Consider the following 2,325-nt stretch of genomic DNA (forward strand, 5'->3'; position numbering starts at 1 on the left):
TCCCGGGGTACCCACCGCCGCCGGGGCCGACGCCCCGTCTACCCCGTCCGCGCCGCAGACACCCGCGGCCAGTTCGGCGAAGTACCGCGCGAACCGGCGCCGTTCACGGCGACCGTAGGGCCGCCCGTACGCCCGCGCATGCGACCGGGCGTGCGCCCCCGGGCGCGGGCCCGCGTGCAGCGGCTCGCCGTCCGGGCTCCACTCCTCCGCCGTCCCCCACAGTGGCGCGGTCCGCACCCGTCGCACCTGTGGCGGCAGTTCGAGGCGGCCGGTGGCCTCCTGCCGTTCGCCCCGGCTCAGCGCGTAGACCTCGAACTCGTGGTCCGCGAGCCCGCGCACGAGCCGGTCGCACCACACTCTGGCCTCACCGGTCGCGTACGGATATCCACCCTCCGTAAGCAGTCCAACGCGCACGCGTGCACCCCCGATCTCGGTCTGGTCAGCCGCCAACTGGCAGCGGGAAGACGGTAAGCGGGTACACCGGTGGCGCGACGGACGGTTGTCCGTCGCGCCACCGGAAGGGGTGAACGGTCGTGACTTTCGCGGCAGATGGGCGTTGCGACCCGCTAAGGCTCCGGCCGCGGAACACTCCCCGGAAGCCGCCGGGCCCACCGTCGCGGCTCCTGGGGAGCGGTTCAGACCCGGGCCAGTTCGCGCCGGGTTGTGCGCCGGGCGGCCGCGAGCACCGGGTCAAGCGCCGGCACAGCGGCCAGCAGCTCGCGGGTGTACGCGTGCCGGGGCGCGCAGTACACCTCTGCGACCGTGCCCTGTTCGACGATCCGCCCCCGGCGCATCACCGCGACCCGGTCGCTGACCCGGCGGACCACCGCCAGGTCGTGCGCAATGAAGACCAGCGCGAGCCCCAGCTCGCGCCGCGACTCGAACTTTCGGCCCGTGTCAATGCGGATCAGGGCCTGCCCGTCAACTGGCCGGGAACGGCCAGGAGTTGGGCTTGCAGGTGACACCGTCCGTCGTCAGGTACTTGGTCTGCTGGAGCATGACCGGCGCCGGCGCGCCCTGCTTCGGGCACTTCTCGTGGTTGTGCCCGAGCCGGTGCCCCACTTCGTGGTTGATCAGCATCTGCCGGTAGGCGAACATCCGGTCGTGGCCGTAGGTCTCGGCGCCCTGCGCCCAGCGGTACGCGTTGATCATGACGCGCTCGGTGGAGGCGGAGTCGCAGGAGACGTTGTCGACGGTCGTGTCGAGCCCGGACCTGGCGCACCACTTCGCGGTGGTGCCGGGGCTGGCGAGAGTGATCACCCAGTCCGCCTCCCTGCCCGCGACCCGCTCGAAGGTGCGGGTGCCGCCGTGGCCCCAACTCCGGTCGTCGTTCAGGGTCTTGTGCACGGCCTCCGCGAACAGCTTGCCGTCCAGCGGCAACCCCTGCTCGACGTCCACGCGGTACCGCACGACCTGTCCCTTGCCGGGCGCCTTCTCGTGCCCGCCGACGGCCTGGAAGTCCCCGGAGCCGGTGAGGTGGGAGGACAGCTCGTACGGGGCGGCCATCCTGCCCTCGTACGAGGTGGGGGCCTGCGGCGGCTCGGCGGGCGTCTGGCGGCTGCCGCCGCGGGTGGCGTCGTACGCGTCGTGGCGCGGCGCCCCGGTCGCCGCGGAGGACTCGGAGCCGTCCCGGCCGCCGTCGGCCACCTGCCCGGCGACCACGACGGCCAGCACGGTGGTGACGGCAGCCGCGGCGACCCCGGCGAAGGCCCGGCCCTTGCCGCCCTTGGCCCGCCGGGGCCCGGGTATACCACCGTCGGCCTCGTCCGGCTCACTGCCGCCGTCGCCCCCACCGGGCGGCGGATTCGCACCACCGAACCTCTCGTCGTCGAAGGCGTCGAAGGCGTCGATGTACTCCTGCCGGGGCCGCGGCACGAACACCCCGGCGGGCGCGCCGGCACCGCTCCTGGCGCCGGCGGGCGCGTCGGCACCGGTCCCGGCCGAAGGGGCCGCGGACTGCGCCCCGCTCCCTCCGGCGGCGGCACCCGCCGCCGGAGCGCCCTGCGCGGCCCCAGGGGAATCCGGCCGCACCCGCGCCCCGGCGGAAAGGACCCCGAACCGCGGCGGGCGCGCCTCGGCAGCGCGGGTCGGCGGGCCGCCGAAGACCGACTCGTCCCGGCCGAGCGGGTCGGCGGCGCCCCCGACAGCCGGAGAGGCCGACCGGAGCCCGCGTGATCCGGCGGCGGAGGCCGGCGGCCGACCGCCGGACACCGGCGCGCCCTGCACGGGCGTGCCCGTCCCGGCCCCGCCGGAAGGAACAACGGGCCGGGCGCCACGCGGCGGGCGCCCACAGGACACGGGCACACCGGCGGCTTCCGCGCGCGG

Annotated in this window: 2 protein-coding genes and 1 pseudogene; all 3 read right to left on the bottom strand. The window is 75.7% G+C overall.

All coding sequences use genetic code 11. The features are described 5' to 3' along the window. The coding region (locus AOK16_RS22790; protein ID WP_157859315.1) for a DUF3492 domain-containing protein at positions 1 to 414 on the bottom strand (414 nt) is incomplete at its 3' end. A gap of 221 nt (positions 415 to 635) precedes the next feature. After that, positions 636 to 881 (bottom strand): annotated as a pseudogene (locus AOK16_RS22795) (ABC transporter ATP-binding protein); the annotation flags it as partial. A 40-nt stretch (positions 882 to 921) separates the two neighbouring features. After that, complete coding sequence (locus tag AOK16_RS22800) at positions 922 to 2,211, bottom strand: DUF3152 domain-containing protein (protein ID WP_398718128.1); 1,290 nt, start codon at positions 2,209 to 2,211, stop codon at positions 922 to 924. Positions 2,212 to 2,325: the final 114 nt, after the last annotated feature.

This window comes from Streptomyces pathocidini (genome assembly GCF_001418495.1).
In the GTDB taxonomy this organism is placed as follows: Bacteria; Actinomycetota; Actinomycetes; order Streptomycetales; family Streptomycetaceae; genus Streptomyces; species Streptomyces pathocidini.